The sequence below is a fragment of the Williamsia serinedens genome (assembly GCF_024171725.1).
GTDB lineage: Bacteria > Actinomycetota > Actinomycetes > Mycobacteriales > Mycobacteriaceae > Williamsia_A > Williamsia_A serinedens.
The window spans coordinates 356,172-374,542 of record NZ_JAMTCG010000007.1 but is presented as its reverse complement, the minus strand read 5'-3'; the positions used below and the strand labels follow the sequence as shown (position 1 = coordinate 374,542).

Below are 18,371 nucleotides of genomic sequence, written 5' to 3'. Positions count from 1 at the left end.
CCGGCGGTGGCCGGGTCATAGATGCGAGCCCGGCGGTGGCCGGCTGATCAGGACTCAGCCGAAGGGGAGCCCGCCGAACGGGGAACCCTCACCGAACGGTGAGCTGCCGCCGAACGGTGACTGCTGCTCCTGCTGCTGACGCGCCGGGACCGTCGTGGTGGCGGTGTCCTTGGCGGTGCCGAGGGTGACCGTGACGGTCTTGCTCGAGTTCCCCGACTGGACGGTCAGCGGGATCGACTGTCCCGGTTGCTGCTTGAGGATCTGCGCCATGAGGTCGGCGTAGTTGCCGATCGTGACGCCGTTCACCTTCGTGATGACGTCGCCGCGGGTGATCCCGGCCTTCGCCGCGGCACCGCCCTCGGTGACACCCGTGACCTGGGCGCCGGCGACCGACGTCGAGCTGTCGGAGCCCGAGAGCGAGCCGGACACACCGAGGATCGGCTTGGTGGCCGACCCGTCCTGCATCAGCTGGTCGGCGACACGGCGCGCGGTGTCGACCGGGATCGCGAACCCGAGTCCGAACGCCTGCACACCGCCCTGCGACGCCTGGCCGGTGTCGACGGCGGAGTTGACGCCGACGACCTGTCCCTGCAGGTTGACCAGCGGGCCACCGGAGTTGCCGGGGTTGATGGGGGTGTCGGTCTGCAGGCCGTTGTAGACGGCCACCGACTGCCCGCTGTCGTCGGACGCCGTCACGGTGCGGCTCAGGTTCGACACGATGCCGGATGTCACCGTGTTGGAGAGGTTCTCGGGACTGCCGACGGCGACGACCTGCTGGCCGACCTGCACGTCGGAGGACTGTCCGAGCACGGCGGGGGTCAGGTTCGACACGCCGTCGACCTTGACGACGGCGAGGTCGTAGGACGGGGCGACGCCCCGGACCGAGGCCGAGTGGGTCGAGCCGTCGGGCAACGTCACCTGGATGCGGCCGCCCTGACCGACCCCGGAGACCACGTGGTTGTTGGTGAGGACGTACCCGTCGCGGGTCAGGATGATCCCGCTGCCCACCGCCTCGCCGGACTGGCCGGTGACGGTCAGGTCGGCGGTCGACTTCGACGCGACCTGCGCGGCGTACGGGATGGATCCGGGAGACGCCGAGGTGACCGTGGCCGACGCGGGCTGAGCGGTCAGGGCCGTCGGCGCCGAGGACGAGTTGTGGTCGTAGAGAGCGACGCCACCGGCGCCGAGCCCGCCGCCGAGCAGGCCGGCCGCGACGACGGCCACCACGATGGGAGCCGTCCGTCGGCGCAACGGCGCCGGAGCAATGGTGTGCGTGGCCTGCGGCGCGTACGCCGCGTCCGGGGAGTACGGCGGGGGCGTCTGGTAGCCGCCCCACTGCGACTGCGGCTCGTACCGACCGTGGCGCGCGTCCTCGTGTGCACCGAACCCGGAGGTGGGGGCGGTGTCGCGCTCCTGCGCGCCGGAGGGGTCGTCGTGCTGTCCATGCGGTGTGTGGTCCATGGGGCCACCTTCGGCCGCTCACCTGAGAGGGTGCGGAGAATCTCCTCCCGATCCGCTGAGGCTTATCGGTGAGTTGACCGGGAGTCGGACATCACGCCGGTCAGGGCCTCGACGATGCGCGCGCGTACCACGTCGACGACTGCCTGGTGGGCACCCAGGGGACCGGCCATCCGCCAGGGGCGGTCGGCGTCGTCGAGGACGCGCTCGACGCGATCGGTCAGGGTCCCGGCGGAGAGGAACCACGGTGCGACGAGCACCCGCTGAGCATCGGCGTCGCGGAGACGACGGTCGGCAGCGAGGATCGTGTCGGAACGGGTGGCGAACGCGACCTCGACCGGCACGTCGACCCCGCGGGAGGACAGCGCCGCGGCGAGATCGTCCCCGCGGTGGCGGGTCTCGGCGTCGGCGGCCGCGTCGCTCGATCCCACCGCACACATCAGCACGCCGTCACCCGCGTCGAGGCCTGCGTCGACCGCCCGGTCGGCGAGTGCCCCGGTGAGACGGGGGTCGGCGAGAACGGGTGTGTGCACCGTCCGCAGTCCGGGGCGCGCGGACTCGCCCAGCAGCGCGGGCAGGTCGACCCGGTTGTGGTACGCGTCGCCCAGCAGCAGCGGCACGACCGCGACGTCGCCGTCGACCCGGGCGAGGACGTCGCCGACCGACGGCTCGTCGAGGTCGAGATAGGCCAGCGTCACCGCGATGCCCGGTGTGGATCGCGCCACCGCGTCCCGCAGCCGCCCTGCCGTCACGGCGAACCGCGGGTCGCGGCTGCCGTGGGCGACGAGGACGGCGGCGGTCATCGCGTCGTCGTCAGACCAGGGCGGACAGACGCAGACGGGACAGCGCGTCGCCGACGAGTCCCGCCGCGAGGGTGTTGCCGCCCTGCGGGTCGATGAGCAGGAAGCTGCCGGTCTCCCGGTTGACCTGGTAGTCGTCCGCGGCGACGGGTTCGGCCGTCTGCACCGACACACGCCCGATCTGGTTGAGCGACAACGTGTCCGGCGCATCGTCGACGCGGAGATCCTGCTCGTCGAAGACGGCGTCGATACCGCCGACGATCGCCGGCGTCGTGCGGGTCCCGTGCTTGAGGAGGAGACGGGCACCCGGCTGCAGCGGCTTGTCGCCCAGCCAGCACAGCGTGGCCGGGAAGGCCGACGTCGGCTCCGGCGCGTCGGCCGCGGCGGCGATCAGGTCGCCGCGGGACACGTCGAGGTCGTCGGCGAGGAGCACGGTGACGCTGCGCCCGGTGTGGGCGGACCGCAGCGCCCCGTCGGCCGTGTCGATGCCCGTGACCGTGGTGCGCAGACCCGACGGCAGGACGACGACCTCGTCGCCGACGTGGATCTCGCCCGCGGCGACCTGCCCGGCGTACCCGCGGTAGTCCGGGTGCTCGGGGGTGCGTGGGCGGATCACGTACTGCACGGGGAACCGCGCGCCCACCGGGGCGCGGTCGACCTCATTCGGCACCGACTCGAGGTGCTCGATGAGGGTCGGTCCGTCGTAGAACGCCGTCTGCGACGACCGCTCGGCGATGTTGTCGCCGCGCAGGGCCGAGACGGGGATGGCCTGGATGTGCTCGTCGTCCCAGCCCAGGGCGTGTGTCAGTTCCGCGAACTCGCCGCGGATCCGCGCGAAGGTGGCCTCCGCGTCGTCGACGAGGTCGATCTTGTTGACCGCCAGCACGAGTCGCCCGACACCGAGGAGCGCCATGACCGCCGCGTGGCGACGGGTCTGGTCGACGATGCCGTTGCGGGCGTCGACCAGCAGGATCACCAGCTGCGCAGTCGACGCACCCGACACGGTGTTGCGGGTGTACTGCACGTGCCCCGGGGTGTCGGCGAGGACGAAGCTGCGGCGGGGCGTCGCGAAGTAGCGGTAGGCGACGTCGATCGTGATGCCCTGCTCCCGCTCGGCGCGCAGGCCGTCGACGAGGAGCGAGAGGTCCGGTGTGTCGAGGCCCCGGTCGACCGAGGCGCGGGTGACCGCGTCGATCTGGTCGGCCAGAACGGATTTCGTGTCGAACAGCAGCCGGCCGACCAGGGTCGACTTGCCGTCGTCGACGCTGCCGGCTGTGGCGATGCGCAGCAGGTCGCTCATCAGAAGTAGCCCTCTCGCTTGCGGTCCTCCATGGCGGCCTCGGACACACGGTCGTCACCGCGGGTGGCACCGCGTTCGGTGAGACGCGACGCCGCGACCTCGGCGAGGACGGCCTCGTTGTCGGCGGCGTCGGAGAGCACCGCGCCGGTGGTGGAGCCGTCGCCGACGGTCCGGTACCGCACCGAGAGTCGTTGCAGCTCCTCGTCGTCGCGCGGTCCACCCCACGGTCCGGGGGTCATCCACATGCCGTCGCGCTGGTAGACGTCGCGCTCGTGCGCGTAATAGATCGGCGGGAGCAACACCTGCTCACGGGCGATGTACCGCCACACGTCGAGCTCGGTCCAGTTCGACAGCGGGAACACCCGCACGTGCTCGCCGGGAGCGTGGCGACCGTTGTAGAGGTTCCACAGCTCGGGGCGCTGGCGCTTGGGGTCCCACTGCCCGAAGGCGTTGCGCAGCGAGAAGATCCGCTCCTTGGCGCGCGAACGCTCCTCGTCGCGCCGGCCGCCGCCGAAGACCGCGTCGAAGCGGTTCTCGGTGATCGCGTCGAGCAGTGGCACCGTCTGTAGGGGGTTGCGGACACCGTCGGGACGCTCGGTGAGACGACCGTCGGCGAGGTAGTCCTCCACCTTCGCGACGTGCAGGCGCAGGCCGTGGCGGGTCACGACCTCGTCGCGGAACGCGAGGACCTCGGGCAGGTTGTGCCCGGTGTCGACGTGCAACAGCGCGAAGGGGACCGGCGCCGGCCAGAACGCCTTGATGGCGAGGTGCAGCAGGACCGTCGAGTCCTTGCCGCCGGAGAACAGGATGACCGGACGGTCGAACTCGCCGGCGACCTCACGGATGATGTGGATGCCCTCGCTCTCGAGGGCGTCGAGGGTGTCGTAGCGATCGGTGTCGCGATGTGTCGACGGCAGCGCGTCCACGTCGGTGTCGGGAATCGTCATGCGTGCAGCCCACATTCGGTCTTCGAGCGGCCGGCCCACCGGCCGCTGCGGGGGTCGGCGCCCGGTGCGGGCTTGGCGGTGCACGGCTCACACCCGATGGAGGGGTAGCCCTCCTCGACGAGCGGGTTCACCAGCACGCCCCGGCTCTCGATGTACTCCTGCATCTGCTCGTCGGTCCACGCGGCGATCGGGTTGATCTTCACCAGCCCGAACGTCTCGTCGAACGAGATCAGCGGCGCGTTCGCCCGTGTGGGCGACTCGACGCGGCGGATGCCGGTCACCCAGGCGCGGTACCCGGCGAGCGTGTTCTGCAGCGGGACCACCTTGCGCAGACGGCAGCACTCCGCGGGATCCGACGCGAAGAGGTTGCGACCCACCAACTCGTCCTGCTGCGCCACCGAGTGCTCGGGGGTGACGTTCACGATCTCCACGTCGTAGACCTGCTCGACGGCGTCGCGCGTGCCGAGGGTCTCCGCGAAGTGGTAACCGGTGTCGAGGAACAGGACCTTGACCCTGCCACCGATGGTCGCGCGGTCGATCGAGTCGACGGCGAGGTCGACCAGGGCGGCGTCCTGCATGTTCGACGCGACGACGAAATCGGACCCGAAGGTCTCGGCGGTCCATCGCAGCAGATCACGCGGGTCGGCGTCGGGACCGAGGTCGCGGGCGCCCTGCTCGGCGATGTCCCTCAGATGTGCCTCCACGCGGACAGCGGTGCTCATCGCAGATCCTCCTCGTCGGCGCGGACCGCCCACTGGGCGAACCGCTCTCCCTCGTCGCGGTGCTTGACGAAGTTGCGCACCACACGGTCGATGTAGTCGCCCAGCTCGCCGGTGGTCACCTTGTGCTGGCGCAACTTCCGGCCGAAGCCGGCGTCCTGGCCGAGGCTCCCGCCGAGGTGTACCTGGAAGCCCTCGACGTGGTCGCCGTTCTCGTCCTCGACGAGCTGACCCTTGAACCCGATGTCGGCGATCTGGGCCCGGGCGCACGAGTTGGGGCAGCCGTTGATGTTCACCGTGATCGGCACGTCGAGTTGCGCGTCGATGTCGGCGAGACGCTCCTCGAGCTCGGGCACCAACGCCTGGCTGCGCTTGCGCGTCTCGGTGAACGAGAGCTTGCAGAACTCGATCCCCGAGCAGGCGATCAGGTTGCGCCGCCACCGCGACGGGCGGCCGTCGAGGCCGTGCTCGCGCAGCTCGTCGATCAGGCCGTCGACCGCGTCGTCGGGGACGTCGAGGACGACCAGCTTCTGGTACGGCGTGAACCGGATGCGGTCGGAGCCGGCGCGAGCGGCGGCGTCGGCGACGGCCTGCAGGGTGGTCCCGGAGACGCGACCGGCGATCGCGGCGAACCCGACGGCGTTGAGGCCGTTCTTCAGTCGCTGCACGCCGACGTGGTCGCGGGGCGCGGCGAGCGGCTCGGGCGCGGGGCCGTCGACGAGCTTCCGGCCGAGGTACTCGTCCTCGAGGACCTGGCGGAACTTCTCGATGCCCCAGTCCTTGAGCAGGTACTTGAGGCGGGCCTTGGCCCGCAGTCGGCGGTAGCCGTAGTCGCGGAACAGGCTGACCACGGCCTCCCACACGTCGGGGACCTCGTCGAGCGGGATCCACGCACCCACACGCTGCGCGAGCATGGGGTTGGTCGACAGACCGCCACCGACCCAGAGGTCGAGACCAGGACCGTGCTCGGGGTGCACGACGCCGATGAACGCGACGTCGTTGACCTCGTGGGCGACGTCCTGGAGTCCGGAGATCGCGGTCTTGAACTTGCGGGGGAGGTTCGAGTAGGCCGGGTCGCCGACGTACCGGCGCACGATCTCGTCGATCGCCGGTGTCGGGTCGAGGACCTCGTCGACGGCCTCGCCGGCGAGCGGCGAGCCGAGGACGACGCGCGGGGTGTCACCGCAGGCCTCGGTCGTCTTCAGGCCCACGCCCTCGAGGTGATGCCAGATCGTGGGGACGTCCTCGATGCGGATCCAGTGGTACTGGACGTTCTCGCGGTCGGACAGGTCCGCAGTGTCCCGGGCGAACTCGGTCGAGATCTCGCCGATGGTCCGCAGCTGCTCGGCCGTCAGAGCGCCCGCGTCGCAGCGGACCCGCATCATGAAGTGGCTGTCCTCGAGGACGTCGATGTTCTCGTCGCCGGTCCACGTGCCGTCGTAGCCCTGGGCGCGCTGGGTGTAGAGGCCCCACCAGCGCAGACGTCCGCGCAGGTCCTGCTTGTCGATGGAGTCGAACCCGCGGTGGGCGTATATGTTCTCGACGCGGGCACGCACGTTGAGCGGGTTGTCGTCCTTCTTGACCTGCTCGTTGGGGTTGAGCGGTTCGCGGTAGCCCAGCTTCCACTGGCCCTCGGCGCGACGCTTGGTCGGGCGGGGCCGGCGGGCGCGGGGCGCGGCTCCGTTGTCGGCGTCGGTGGACGACGTCATGGTCGATGCTCCTGGGGCTGTCGGCGCGCGCGGTCAGCACGCAGCCGGGAGAAGGCGATACCGGGTGGGACGCTCATCGGTCGGTCCAGAGGGGTCGTGCAGGGACGACGGGGACGGACGAGCGGTCAGGGTCGACAGAACGCGCTGCACACGCGCTTGAGGTCGATGTGGCGACGTTCGGCAAGCCACACCCCGGGTGAGATCACGTCGACCATGGTGCCACGGGCCTCCTCGACGGGTCTACTTGGGCCGATTTGGGATCAGCGTGAGCGCAATCACGGCACTGCCGCTGCTCAACGTCGTCGGCGGGACCGCCATTCCCCGCCGCGGGCGAAGTCCGCGGGGAGGTCGACAATGGGGACATGACCGCTGTCGTCCCGTCGGCGCCCGACGCCCCAGCCCTGCACCTCGGGCGCGTGGATCCCGCGACGCCGCTGGGGCTCTACGTGCACGTCCCGTTCTGCGCGACGCGCTGCGGGTACTGCGACTTCAACACCTACACACCGGGCGAGCTCGGGACGTCGTCGTCCCCGTCGTCGTGGCTGTCCGCGGTCCGCACCGAACTGCGGCTCGCGGCCGCGGCCCTGGACCCGGTCCGCCCGGTGTCGACGGTCTTCGTCGGCGGTGGCACGCCGTCACTGCTGGGCGCCGACGGACTGGCGCAGGTGATGGACGCGATCCGTGCGTCGTTCACCCTGGTCGACGATGCCGAGGTCACCACGGAGTCGAACCCGGAGAGCACGTCGCCGGAGTTCTTCGACGGGCTCCGCGCGGCGGGGTTCACCCGGGTGTCGCTCGGGATGCAGTCCGCGGCGCCACACGTGCTGGCGACGCTCGACCGTGTGCACAGCCCCGGCCGGGCCGTGCAGGCCGCCCGCGAGGCCCGCGCGGCCGGGTTCGCGCACGTGAACCTCGACGTCATCTACGGGACGCCCGGGGAGCGGGCGTCGGACCTGGACGCCACGCTCGACGCGGTGCTGTCGGCCGACGTCGACCACGTGTCGGCCTACGCACTCATCGTCGAGGACGGCACCGCCCTGGCCCGGCGGGTGCGCCGCGGGGAGATCCCCGCCCCCGACGACGACGTGCTCGCCGACCGGTACGAGGCCGTCGACGCGCGGCTGTCGGCGGCCGGCCTCGACTGGTACGAGGTGTCGAACTGGGCGCGTGCCGGCGATCCGACGGCGCGCTGCGCACACAACGTCGGCTACTGGGACTCCGCCGACTGGTGGGGCGTCGGCCCGGGATCGCACTCGCACGTCGCGGGTGTGCGGTTCGCGACGGTGAAGCACCCGGCGCGTCACGCCGCCGCGCTCGCCGAGGGCCGGTTGCCGCTGGCCACTGTCGAGGCGCTCACCGACGACGAACGTCACACCGAACGGGTCATGCTCGCCGTCCGACGTCGGGAGGGGATCGCGCGGTCGGATCTGCGCCCCGCCGAGGTGGCGGTCGCCGACAGGCTGTGCGCCGACGGTCTCACCGCGTGGCGCGACGATCGGGTGGTTCTGTCCAACCGTGGGCGTCTGCTCGCGGACGCGGTGGTGCGGGAGCTGCTGACCGCCGACTGATCGGGGCCGTGTCCTCCTCGTCGCCCCCGACGCCGGGGCCGACGGCCGGGCTCGTCCCCTCGGGGTGCAGCGCGTCGAGGTCGAGCAGCCGTGCGTGGATGACGTGGCGGTTCCGCAGGGCGGAGCGGACCGCGCGGTGCAGGCCGTCCTCGAGGTACATCTCGCCGTGCCAGCGCACGACGTGCGCGAAGAGGTCGCCGTAGAACGTCGAGTCCTCGGACAGGAGTTTGTCGAGAGCCAGCGCGGTGGTCACCGTGGTGAGCTGGTCGAGGCGGAACTGCCGGGGCGGGATCTTCGCCCAGTCGCGGGTGGTCAGACCGTGGTCGCGGTAGGGCTTGCCGTTCCGCACACCCTTGAAGATCACCGATCTCTCCTTCGCCCCGACGGTGCCGGCCGGACGGCCGTCGCCGTCCGGGTCACCCGCGCCACGGTAGCGATGCGGGCGCCGGCGCGCGGGGAGTCCGCACGCGGCGACGGACGTGCGGCGGGTGCGCTCAACTCCCGTCCGACTGCCCGTAAACTGGGAGGCCATGCCCCGACACGCGATCGGGGCCGCCAGCCGGACGCGGACGGAGGTGTGTCGCCCATGTCGAGTACGGACGAACGACGGTTCGAGGTGTTGCGTGCGATCGTCACCGACTACGTCGCCACGCAGGAGCCGATCGGGTCCAAGGCCCTGGTGGACCGGCATCAGCTCGGGGTGTCGAGTGCGACGATCCGCAACGACATGGCCGTGCTCGAGGCGGAGGGGTACATCGCCCAGCCGCACACCAGCTCGGGCCGTGTCCCGACGGACAAGGGCTACCGCCTCTTCGTCGACCGCATCTCCGAGGTCAAGCCGCTGTCGTCGGTCGAGCGGCGGGCGATCCTCAGCTTCCTGGACTCCGGGGTGGATCTCGACGACGTCCTCCGACGGTCGGTGCGGCTCCTCGCCCAGCTGACCCGTCAGGTCGCGATCATCCAGTACCCGGTGCTGTCGTCGGCGACGGTGCGTCACCTCGAGGTGGTGTCGCTGAGCCCGTCGCGACTGCTGCTGGTGGTCATCACCGACACCGGCCGCGTCGAGCAGCGCATGGTCGACCTCGGTGAGCCGCGCGACGACGCCGACATCGCGCGGTTGCGCGACATGTTCTCCGCCGCGCTGCACGGCCGTCGGCTGGAGGTCGCGTCGAACGCCGTCGCCGAGCTCGCCACCGACGCGCCCGAGGACATCCGACCGGCCGTCATCCGCATCGCGACGGTCCTCGTCGACACGCTCGTCGAGCGCACCGACGACCGCCTGGTGCTGGGCGGGACGTCGAACCTCGCGCGGGCCGCGGCCGACTTCACGCCGGTCCAGGGGTCGATGGACTCCGTCCTAGAGGCGCTCGAGGAGCAGGTCGTCGTGCTCAAGTTGCTCGCCGCCGCGGGCATGCCCGGGCAGGTGACGGTGCAGATCGGCGAGGAGACGAACACCGAGAACCTGCGCGGCGCCTCCGTCGTGTCCACCGGGTACGGTGCCTCGGGCACCGTGTTCGGCGGTCTGGGGGTCCTGGGACCCACGCGGATGGACTACCCGGGGACGATCGCGTCGGTCGCCGCCGTTGCCCGATACGTCGGTGAGGTGCTGGCCGAGCGCTGAGCGCGCCGCGCATCACCGACCACCCACCGTTCACCTGAGATCGACCGAGTGAAGGACATGGCTTCCACCGTGGCACGTGACTACTACGGCACCCTGGGCATCGCACCGGGTGCCTCCGACGCCGAGATCAAGCGGGCCTACCGCAAGCTCGCGCGAGAACTGCACCCCGACGTCAACCCCGACGAGCAGGCGCAGCAGCGCTTCGCCGAGGTGTCGACGGCCTACGAGGTGCTCTCCGACCCCGAGAAGCGCCGCATCGTCGACGCGGGTGGCGACCCGCTCGCGACCGCGGGGTCGGGCGGCGGCTTCGGCGGATTCGGCGGCGGCGGCCTCGGTGACGTGTTCGAGGCGTTCTTCGGGGCCGGTGGCGGCGGGGGTGGCCGCGGGCCGCGGGGCCGCGTGCAGCCCGGGTCGGACGCGTTGCTGCGCATGCAGCTCGATCTCGACGAGTGCGCAAAGGGTGTCTCCAAGGAGGTCACCGTCGACACAGCCGTCCTCTGCGACCTGTGCCACGGCCAGGGTGGCAACGAGGGCAGCAAGCCGGTGACCTGCGACATCTGCAAGGGCGCCGGTGAGATCCAGTCCGTCCAGCGGTCGTTCCTCGGCCAGGTGATGACGTCGCGTCCCTGCAACACGTGCAACGGCACCGGTCAGGTCATCCCCGACCCCTGCCGCAAGTGCGCCGGCGACGGTCGTGTCCGGTCGCGGCGGACGCTCACCGTGAAGATCCCGGCCGGCGTCGGCGAGGGCATGCGGGTGCGCCTGCAGGGCCAGGGCGAGGTCGGTCCCGGTGGTGGTCCCGCCGGTGACCTCTACGTCGAGGTCATCCAGAAGCCGCACGAGGTCTTCATGCGTGACGGTGACGACCTGCACTGCACGGTGCGGGTGCCCATGGTCGACGCCGCCCTCGGCGCGTCGCTGGAGATCGACACCGTCCTCGACGGCCGTGCCACCGTCACGGTCGACCCCGGGACGCAGCCCGGCCAGGTCGTCACCATCAAGGGTCAGGGGATGCCGCACCTCCACACCGGTGTGCGCGGGACGCTGCACGTCCACCTCGACGTCGTCGTCCCGACCCGACTGGACCACAAGCAGACCGACCGGTTGAAGGCCTACAAGGCAGTGGCCACCGGCGAGCGGCTGGAGCTGGTCGACTCGCAGTCCGCGACGACCGGCGGCTTGTTCTCGCGCCTGCGCAACGCGTTCGCCGGCCGCTGACACCGCGACCGTCGTGACGCCGCCGCTGTTCTGGGTCGACGAGGTGCCCGGCGTCGACGCCCTCGCCGACCTCGCGGGGACCGAGGGTCACCACGCGGTGACGGTCACGCGGATCGTGGCGGGCGACCGGATCACCGTGTCCGACGGCGACGGGACGGTCGCCGACGCCGACGTCGAGGCCACCCTGGCCAAGGACCGTCTCCGCTACCGGGTGGTCTCGCGCCGGGTCGTCCCCGCCCCGCGCCCGTCGGTGACGCTCGTCCAGGCGCTGCCGAAGTCGGACCGTTCCGAGCTCACGGTCGAGTTGGCGACGGAGGCCGGTGTCGACCGCATCGTGGCCTGGCAGAGCGCCCGGTGCGTCACGCGGTGGGTCGGGTCCCGGGCCGAGAAGGGCATCCGCAAGTGGACGTCGACCGCCGCGACCGCCGCGAAACAGAGCCGACGACCCCGGATCCCGGTGGTCGAGGGACCGGTCGGGACGCCCGGGGTGCGGGAGATCGTGGCCGACGCCGTCGGTGCGGACGGGGTCGCCGTCGTGCTGCACGAGTCCGCGACACAACCGCTCGCCGACGTGCCGGTGCACGACGCGACGTCGGTGGTGCTCGTCGTCGGCCCCGAGGGCGGCGTCGATCCCGGTGAGCTCGACGACCTGCGGGCTCTCGGTGCCCACGTGGTCCGGTTGGGGCCCGAGGTGCTGCGCACGTCGACCGCGGCGGCGGTCGCGCTCGGCGCGATCGGGGTCCGCACCGACCGCTGGTCGGCTCGCTGAGATCACCGGGACGACATAGGCTCCCGGCGATGGACCTCGTGTCGACGGATGGAGCGCAGCGGTGACGACGCGGGTGAAGGTGCCCTATGGACCCGGGGAGTCGCAGTTCGGCCACCTCTACATCCCGACACCACCCACGCCCGACGCCGACGGGGTGCTGCCGCCGGTGCGTGTGGTGGTGCTCGTCCACGGCGGCTACTGGTCGACCGAGTTCGGGTTGATGGTGCAGACACCCGTGGCCAAGGATCTCGCCGACCGCGGCGTCATCGTCTGGAACGTCGAGTACCGGCGGGCGGGGGAGCCCGGCGGAGGGTGGCCGCAGTCCGGCTACGACGTCACCAATGCGCTGCTCGCCCTCGACGGGCCCGTCCGGGATGCCGTCCCCCGCGAGATGCTCGCCGTCGTCGAGCGCGACGTCGCGGTGGTCGCGCACTCGGCCGGCGGCCAGCTCGCGCTGTGGGCGGTCGCGCGGATCGGCGCGCGCACCCGCTTCCTCACGATCTCGACGGTGGTGGCGCAGGCGCCCGCGTCGGACCTGGTGTCGGTGGGACAGCGCGGCCACGAGCGGCTGGCGCTATTCATGGGTGCGGACTACGCCGCGACCCCGCACCGCTACCGCGACGCGTCGCCGGCGCACCTCGATCCCTTCCCGGCCCACGTCGTGGTGGTCAGCGGTGAGGAGGACGTCGCGGTGCCGCCGGCGCTCAGCGCCGCTTACGTCGAGGCGGTGACCGGGCGCGGACAGTCCGCGGAACTGGTGCGCGTCCCCGGCGAGGGCCACGAGGCGTTCCTGGACCCCACGAGCCGGGTGCACCGCGAGACCCTGCGTCGGCTCGGCGTCTGACCGGTGCGGCGCCACCCGCGTCCGACCTGCGACGACGGGGCGACAACACGGTCGATCCCGGCACGCCTGCACGGGTAGACTCGTCTGGTGCGCACTCGTCGACCCCGCCGGGTGCGGGAGAACTGACGAGGAGCGACTGCCTTAGTGACCGACGCCATCACCGCTGGCCGTGACCAGCGGGCGGAATCCAGCATGGAGGTGTCGCCGGACGTCGTCGTGGGCCTGCTCGGAACCGGCGACCGTAATCTGCGGGCCCTCGAGGAACTGCTCACCGCCGACATCCACGTGCGCGGCAACCGGGTCACCCTGACCGGTGCGCCCGCCGACGTCGCTCTCGCCGAACGGGTTCTGGCCGAGCTGATCTCGATCGTCCGGCACGGCACCACCCTGACCCCGGACCTCGTCCGTCACAGCGTGACGATGATGTCCGACGGCTCGGGCGCCTCGCCCGCCGACGTGCTGAGCCTCGACATCATCTCGCGGCGCGGCAAGACGATCCGGCCGAAGACGCTGAACCAGAAGCGGTACGTCGACGCGATCGACACGAACACGATCGTGTTCGGCATGGGTCCCGCCGGTACGGGCAAGACCTATCTGGCGATGGCCAAGGCGGTGCAGGCGCTGCAGGCGAAGTCGGTCAACCGCATCATCCTGACCCGACCGGCCGTCGAGGCGGGGGAGCGTCTGGGGTTCCTGCCCGGAACGCTGAACGACAAGATCGACCCGTACCTGCGGCCCCTGCACGACGCCCTGCACGACATGATGGACCCCGACGCGATCCCGAAGCTGATGGCCGCGGGCGTCATCGAGGTCGCGCCGCTGGCCTACATGCGCGGCCGCACGCTCAACGACGCGTTCATCATCCTCGACGAGGCGCAGAACACCACCGGTGAGCAGATGAAGATGTTCCTCACCCGCCTGGGCTTCGGTTCGAAGGTCGTCGTCACCGGCGACGTCACCCAGGTCGACCTGCCCGGCGGCGCCGAGAGCGGCCTGCGGACGGCGGCGCGCATCCTCGACGGGATCGACGACATCCACTTCGCCACCCTGACCAGCTCGGACGTGGTGCGCCATCGGCTCGTCGCCGACATCGTCGACGCCTACGGCCGGTTCGAGGAGTCGCAGGACATCGCCCGCGGGGGCAACCGTGCCGCCCGCCGCGCCGGTCCCGCCGGCCGTCGTTCGTGATCGGTGGCCCGGTCGTGATCGGATGGACGCCATGAGCATCGAGATCTCCAACGAGTCGGGCGTCGACGTCGACGAGGCGATGCTGGTCGCGGTGGCCGGGTTCGCGCTCGCCGCGATGGACGTCCACCCCGGCGCCGAGCTCTCGATGGTCCTCGTCGACGACGAGACCATGGCCGAGCTGCACCTGCGCTGGATGGACCTGCCCGGCCCGACCGACGTCATGAGCTTCCCGATGGACGAGCTCACGCCCGGCGGACGTCCCGACGCACCCGACCCCGGTCCGGCCATGCTCGGCGACATCGTGCTGTGCCCGTCGTTCGCCGCCACCCAGGCCGCGACCGCGCAGCACTCCGTCGACCACGAACTCGTCGTCCTCACCGTCCACGGTGTGCTGCACCTGCTCGGCTACGACCACGCCGAGCCGGACGAGGAGAAGGAGATGTTCGGGCTGCAGGGTCGGATCGTCGAGGACTGGTACGTAGCCCGTCGCGACGACGACCGACGCCGCCGTCAGGAGGCCCGCGACTCGACGCTGCTCGACCGGATCGGGTTCACCTCCGGCGACACCCGCCGGGAGCGCTGACACCGTGGTCGTCACCGACATCTGGCTGATCGTCGTCGCGATCGCCCTCGTCCCGCTCGGCGGACTGTTCGCCGCCATGGACACCGCACTGCTCACCGTCTCCGTCGCCCGCGTCGACGACATGATCCGCGAGGACCGCCCCGGTTCGACCCGGCTGCGGCGCATCCTCGTCGACCGCGCGACCTACGTCGGACTCACGACGTTGCTGCGCATCGTGTGCGAGATCGCCGCGACCGCGATCGTCGCCGTCGTGCTGTTCGACGCCCTGGCCCCGGCGTACGCGGTGCTGGTGACCGTCGCGGTGATGGCGATCGTCAGCTACGTCGTCGTCGGGGTCGGTCCCCGCACCCTCGGACGCCAGCACGCCTACTCGATCGGCCTCGCGTCGGCCGCGGTGCTGCAGGCACTCGGGTTCCTCATCCGCCCCATCACGCGCCTGCTCATCCTCCTCGGCAACGCGATCACGCCGGGCAAGGGATTCCGCAACGGCCCGTTCGCGACCGAGGTCGAGCTGCGCGAACTCGTCGACATGGCCGAGGCGCGCGGTGTCGTCGACGCCGAGGAGCGGCGGATGATCCAGTCCGTCTTCGACCTCGGGGACACGTCCGCGCGCGAGGTGATGGTCCCGCGTCCGGAGATGATCTGGATCGAGTCGGACAAGACCCCCGCCCAGGCGATGAGTCTCGCCGTGCGGTCGGGCCATTCCCGCATCCCGGTCATCGGCGAGAACCCCGACGACGTCCTCGGCATCGTCTACCTGAAGGACCTCGCCGAACACGTCGTCTCCGCGCGGTGGTCCGACGAGAGCGTCCGCGTCGCCGACGTGATGCGACCCGCGGAGTTCATCCCCGACTCCAAGCCGCTCGACAAGGTGTTGTCGGACATGCAGCGGCTGCGCAACCACATGGCGATGCTCGTCGACGAGTACGGCGGCATCGCCGGCCTCGTCACCATCGAGGACGTCCTCGAGGAGATCGTCGGCGAGATCAACGACGAGTACGACACCGACGAGGTCCCACCCGTCGACGACCTCGGCGACGACCGCATCCGCGTGTCCACACGGCTGCCCGTCGAGGATCTCGGTGAGCTGTTCGGGGTCGAGATCGACGACGACGAGGTCGACACCGTCGGCGGCCTCATCGCCCTCGAACTCGGCCGCGTGCCGCTGCCCGGGGCGCGCATCGAGTCGCACGGACTCGAGCTGGTGGCCGAGGGTGGCCCGAATCGTCAGGGACGCCTGCGGATCACGTCCGCGGTGGTCCGTCGACTCGCCCCGCCCGAGGACACCGACGACGACGTGCGCTCGTCGGAGGACCACGCCGACGCGGCGGGCCGCGCATGAGCGACGAGTCCCCGGACGACGGCGGCCAGCGCGAGTTCCGTTCGGGCTTCGTCTGTTTCGTCGGTCGTCCCAACACCGGCAAGTCGACGCTGACCAACGCGTTGGTGGGCGAGAAGATCGCCATCACCTCGAATCGTCCGCAGACCACGCGACACACCATCCGCGGCATCGTGAACCGCCCCGACGCGCAGCTGGTCCTGGTCGACACCCCCGGCCTGCACCGTCCGCGGACCCTGCTCGGGCAGCGTCTCAACGACCTGGTGCGCGACACGTACTCCGAGGTGGACGTCATCGGGGTGTGCGTCCCTGCCGACGAGCCGATCGGTCCGGGTGACCGCTGGATCGTCGACCAGGTGACCCGGATGGCGCCGAGGACACCGCTTCTCGGCGTGGTCACCAAGATCGACCGCGTCACCCCGGACAAGGTCGCCGAGCAGCTCATGGCGCTGTCCGCGCTGATCGGCGCCGAGCGGGACGTCGTGCCTGTGTCGGCGAAGTCCGGGAAACAGCTCGACGTGCTCTCCGACGTCCTGGTCTCGATGATGGAGCCGGGCCCGGCGTTCTACCCCGACGGCGAGCTCACCGACGAGCCCGAGCAGGTGCTCATGGCCGAGTTCATCCGCGAGGCCGCGCTCGAGGGCGTCCGCGACGAGCTGCCGCACTCGCTGGCCGTCGTCATCGAGGAGGTGATCGACAGGGAGGACCGTCCGGAGGACGCGCCGCCCATGGTCGACGTCCACGCGATCCTCTACGTCGAACGCGACAGCCAGAAGGGGATCGTCATCGGCCGCAAGGGTGCTCGGCTCAAAGAGGTCGGCACCGCGGCGCGGACGCAGATCGAGAAGCTCCTGGGCACCAAGGTCTACCTCGACCTGCACGTGAAGGTGGCCAAGGACTGGCAGCGCGACCCGCGCCAGCTCCGTCGGATGGGCTTCTGAGTGGGGCGGCACGAGTCCGAGGAGGACGCCGGGACGTCCCGCGACGCCGTCCTGCACCTCATCTCGACCCCGCGGTTCTGGATCGCCCCGATCGCCGCCGTCCTGGCCGTGATGTCACTGCTGGCCGCGATGTACATGGGCGCGATCGTCGACACCGAGAAGAACCTGCACGACTTCTCGATCGACCTGGTGAACGACGACGCCGGGGCGTCGCAGGGTGAGAACGCGCCCCGTGCGGAGTTCGGCAAGCAGGTCGCCGACGGGATCGTCGCGGGCACGAAGGGCACCGGGATCGCGATCCGGGTCACCGACCGCGGCGACGCGCTCGACCGCCTCGGCTCCGCGCAGAGCTACGGCGCCATCGTCATCCCCGCCGACTTCTCCCAGCAGGCCATCGATCTCGCCGGATCGGTCGTCGGCCGCGACACCCCGACCCCGCCGACGATCCAAGTGCTCACCAACCGTCGGTCGGGCACGTTCGCGTCGTCGATCACGACGACGGCCATCGATCGCATCAAGGCGCAGGTCAACGAGCAGTTCGGCAAGCAGTTGACGCAGACCGTGCAGCAACGGTTGTCGCAGAACAGGATCCCGTTCCCCGGGCTTGCGGCGTACGCCTTCTCCGCACCGGTCGTGTTCGACGTCGTCGACGCCGACCCGCTGCCGGGTGGCGCCGCGAACGGTCTGTCGGCGTTCTACTTCACGATCCTGCTGGTGCTGGCCGGGTTCACCGGCGCGCTGATCGTGCACTCCCTCGTCGACGGGATGCTCGGGTTCATCCCCATCGAGATCGGGCCGCGGTTCCGTCTGCGCCCCCGGCTGCCGATCTCCCGTCGCGGGACCCTCGTGGCCAAGTGGTGGATCATGTTCGTCGTCGCGATGCTGCAGTCGGCGCTGTACGTGGGGGTGTGCGCGGCCGTCGGGATGGACGACCCCGCGCCGTTCACCCTGTGGATGTACTCGACGCTGGCCATCACGGCGGTCGGGGTGACGGCGTCGTCGGTGATGGCGCTGTTCGGGACGCCCGGCATGATCGTCAACCTGATCTTCTTCGTCATCCTCGGCCTGCCGTCGTCGGGCGGCGCCGTGCCGTTGGAGGCGAGCCCGCGGGTCTTCGGGTGGCTCGCCGAGGTCGAGCCGATGCGGCAGATCTACCTCGGGGTCCGCTCGATCCTCTACTTCGGCGGCGACTTCCGCGCAGGCCTGGGCCACTCGCTGGTCACCACGGGCGTCGGGCTGGTCCTCGGACTGCTCCTCGGGTCGATCGCCGCCCGCCTCTACGACGGCAGGGGCTGGCGTCGGGAGCCCGAGTCCTCGAGCCCGGCCGTGTCTCGGCGAGATGCCGAGACGGCGGTGGCAGACTGACC

General features: G+C 71.0%; 17 protein-coding genes. 10 read left to right on the top strand and 7 right to left on the bottom strand.

The features are described from left to right. Positions 1-54: 54 nt before the first annotated feature. The 6 genes from LX12_RS19820 to LX12_RS19795 all read right to left on the bottom strand — a co-directional run bounded on the left by LX12_RS19820 (position 55) and on the right by LX12_RS19795 (position 6,933). Positions 55-1,461: a S1C family serine protease gene (locus tag LX12_RS19820; protein WP_253656309.1), complete on the bottom strand. Its 1,407-nt coding sequence runs from the start codon at positions 1,459-1,461 to the stop codon at positions 55-57. A gap of 62 nt (positions 1,462-1,523) precedes the next feature. Beyond that, the gene (locus LX12_RS19815) at positions 1,524-2,261 is read right to left on the bottom strand and encodes a sirohydrochlorin chelatase (RefSeq protein WP_253656308.1); all 738 of its coding nucleotides are present in this window, start codon (positions 2,259-2,261) and stop codon (positions 1,524-1,526) included. Between the two features lie 10 nt (positions 2,262-2,271). Then, complete coding sequence (locus LX12_RS19810; RefSeq protein ID WP_253656307.1) at positions 2,272-3,558, bottom strand: sulfate adenylyltransferase subunit 1; 1,287 nt, start codon at positions 3,556-3,558, stop codon at positions 2,272-2,274. Further along, on the bottom strand, positions 3,558-4,505 hold the full coding sequence (gene cysD / locus LX12_RS19805; RefSeq protein ID WP_253656306.1) for a sulfate adenylyltransferase subunit CysD: 948 nt from the start codon (positions 4,503-4,505) through the stop codon (positions 3,558-3,560). Before cysD ends, LX12_RS19810 begins: the two co-directional genes overlap by 1 nt. Beyond that, positions 4,502-5,227: a phosphoadenylyl-sulfate reductase gene (locus tag LX12_RS19800; protein ID WP_253656305.1), complete on the bottom strand. Its 726-nt coding sequence runs from the start codon at positions 5,225-5,227 to the stop codon at positions 4,502-4,504. The genes cysD and LX12_RS19800 overlap by 4 nt, the downstream gene beginning before the upstream one ends. Beyond that, positions 5,224-6,933: a nitrite/sulfite reductase gene (locus tag LX12_RS19795; RefSeq protein WP_253656304.1), complete on the bottom strand. Its 1,710-nt coding sequence runs from the start codon at positions 6,931-6,933 to the stop codon at positions 5,224-5,226. Before LX12_RS19795 ends, LX12_RS19800 begins: the two co-directional genes overlap by 4 nt. Before the next feature lie 362 nt (positions 6,934-7,295). On the opposite strand from LX12_RS19795, the gene hemW reads away from it, so the two are divergent. Next, the gene (gene hemW / locus LX12_RS19790; protein ID WP_253656303.1) at positions 7,296-8,501 is read left to right on the top strand and encodes a radical SAM family heme chaperone HemW; all 1,206 of its coding nucleotides are present in this window, start codon (positions 7,296-7,298) and stop codon (positions 8,499-8,501) included. On the opposite strand, the gene LX12_RS19785 is transcribed toward hemW, so the two are convergent. Then, a complete protein-coding gene (locus tag LX12_RS19785; RefSeq protein WP_253656302.1) occupies positions 8,410-8,865 on the bottom strand; it encodes a type II toxin-antitoxin system VapB family antitoxin in 456 nt (151 codons plus the stop codon). The two genes, hemW and LX12_RS19785, sit on opposite strands and share 92 nt — an antisense overlap. Positions 8,866-9,087: 222 nt before the next feature. On the opposite strand from LX12_RS19785, the gene hrcA reads away from it, so the two are divergent. The 9 genes from hrcA to LX12_RS19740 all read left to right on the top strand — a co-directional run bounded on the left by hrcA (position 9,088) and on the right by LX12_RS19740 (position 18,369). Then, complete coding sequence (gene hrcA / locus LX12_RS19780) at positions 9,088-10,122, top strand: heat-inducible transcriptional repressor HrcA (protein WP_253656301.1); 1,035 nt, start codon at positions 9,088-9,090, stop codon at positions 10,120-10,122. Positions 10,123-10,191: 69 nt separating this feature from the next. After that, positions 10,192-11,340 carry a molecular chaperone DnaJ gene (gene dnaJ / locus LX12_RS19775; RefSeq protein WP_253656356.1) on the top strand — a complete coding sequence of 383 codons (1,149 nt, stop codon included), beginning with the start codon at positions 10,192-10,194 and terminating at the stop codon, positions 11,338-11,340. A 13-nt stretch (positions 11,341-11,353) separates the two neighbouring features. Further along, positions 11,354-12,109: a 16S rRNA (uracil(1498)-N(3))-methyltransferase gene (locus LX12_RS19770; protein WP_253656300.1), complete on the top strand. Its 756-nt coding sequence runs from the start codon at positions 11,354-11,356 to the stop codon at positions 12,107-12,109. 61 nt (positions 12,110-12,170) lie between these two features. Next, entirely contained in the window at positions 12,171-12,953 is a 783-nt protein-coding gene (locus tag LX12_RS19765; RefSeq protein ID WP_253656299.1) for an alpha/beta hydrolase family protein, read from the top strand. A gap of 192 nt (positions 12,954-13,145) precedes the next feature. Beyond that, positions 13,146-14,141: a PhoH family protein gene (locus tag LX12_RS19760; RefSeq protein WP_253656355.1), complete on the top strand. Its 996-nt coding sequence runs from the start codon at positions 13,146-13,148 to the stop codon at positions 14,139-14,141. A 31-nt stretch (positions 14,142-14,172) separates the two neighbouring features. Beyond that, positions 14,173-14,724 (top strand): rRNA maturation RNase YbeY, encoded by a 552-nt coding sequence (gene ybeY, locus LX12_RS19755; protein WP_253656298.1) that lies wholly within the window; start codon positions 14,173-14,175, stop codon positions 14,722-14,724. A gap of 4 nt (positions 14,725-14,728) precedes the next feature. After that, a complete protein-coding gene (locus LX12_RS19750; RefSeq protein ID WP_253656297.1) occupies positions 14,729-16,066 on the top strand; it encodes a hemolysin family protein in 1,338 nt (445 codons plus the stop codon). Next, positions 16,063-17,004: a GTPase Era gene (era, locus tag LX12_RS19745; RefSeq protein ID WP_253656296.1), complete on the top strand. Its 942-nt coding sequence runs from the start codon at positions 16,063-16,065 to the stop codon at positions 17,002-17,004. The genes LX12_RS19750 and era overlap by 4 nt, the downstream gene beginning before the upstream one ends. Beyond that, entirely contained in the window at positions 17,005-18,369 is a 1,365-nt protein-coding gene (locus LX12_RS19740; RefSeq protein WP_253656295.1) for a YhgE/Pip domain-containing protein, read from the top strand. Positions 18,370-18,371 lie beyond the last annotated feature (2 nt).

Coding starts and splice junctions, on each gene's coding strand:
- ybeY (WP_253656298.1), top strand. CDS start 14,173: ATGAGCATCGAGATCTCCAACGAGTCGGGCGTCGACGTCGACGAGGCG.
- cysD (WP_253656306.1), bottom strand. CDS start 4,505: ATGACGATTCCCGACACCGACGTGGACGCGCTGCCGTCGACACATCGC.
- LX12_RS19815 (WP_253656308.1), bottom strand. CDS start 2,261: ATGACCGCCGCCGTCCTCGTCGCCCACGGCAGCCGCGACCCGCGGTTC.
- hrcA (WP_253656301.1), top strand. CDS start 9,088: ATGTCGAGTACGGACGAACGACGGTTCGAGGTGTTGCGTGCGATCGTC.
- LX12_RS19820 (WP_253656309.1), bottom strand. CDS start 1,461: ATGGACCACACACCGCATGGACAGCACGACGACCCCTCCGGCGCGCAG.
- era (WP_253656296.1), top strand. CDS start 16,063: ATGAGCGACGAGTCCCCGGACGACGGCGGCCAGCGCGAGTTCCGTTCG.
- LX12_RS19795 (WP_253656304.1), bottom strand. CDS start 6,933: ATGACGTCGTCCACCGACGCCGACAACGGAGCCGCGCCCCGCGCCCGC.
- LX12_RS19810 (WP_253656307.1), bottom strand. CDS start 3,558: ATGAGCGACCTGCTGCGCATCGCCACAGCCGGCAGCGTCGACGACGGC.
- hemW (WP_253656303.1), top strand. CDS start 7,296: ATGACCGCTGTCGTCCCGTCGGCGCCCGACGCCCCAGCCCTGCACCTC.
- LX12_RS19760 (WP_253656355.1), top strand. CDS start 13,146: ATGGAGGTGTCGCCGGACGTCGTCGTGGGCCTGCTCGGAACCGGCGAC.
- LX12_RS19800 (WP_253656305.1), bottom strand. CDS start 5,227: ATGAGCACCGCTGTCCGCGTGGAGGCACATCTGAGGGACATCGCCGAG.